Consider the following 384-nt stretch of genomic DNA (forward strand, 5'->3'; position numbering starts at 1 on the left):
AGACCGGAACTCATCTCCCCCACGTAGTGAAAGGATTGCTAAGTAATTATTGAATTAGCCGGACAGAGAACGGATAGCGGGTCCCTGCGGCAGTCCTCTTATCCATGGTCTATGATTAATTATAAGTGTAATAAATGAATACGGGCGGGTAGTCGATGACCCGCATTAGCATGCGATCGGTGAGCAAGTACTTCGACGGGGGTGACACGGTCGCGAACTACAAGCTGGACATGGAGGTGGACGACGGGGAGTTCGTGGTGTTCCTCGGGCCGTCCGGCTGCGGAAAGACGACCGCCCTCCGGATGATCGCGGGGTTAGAGGACCCGTCGGAGGGGGAGATCTACTTCGACGACGACCGGGTCGACGGGACCCCGCCCGCCGATC

General features: G+C 57.3%; 1 protein-coding gene. It reads left to right on the top strand.

The genetic code is table 11. From position 1 onward, the window contains the following. Positions 1 to 170: 170 nt before the first annotated feature. On the top strand, positions 171 to 384 hold a 214-nt coding region (locus EXE45_RS18245), incomplete at its 3' end, for an ATP-binding cassette domain-containing protein (protein WP_137695149.1).

Source organism: Halorubrum sp. SP9, from assembly GCF_005435015.1.
Taxonomy (GTDB): Archaea; Halobacteriota; Halobacteria; order Halobacteriales; family Haloferacaceae; genus Halorubrum; species Halorubrum sodomense.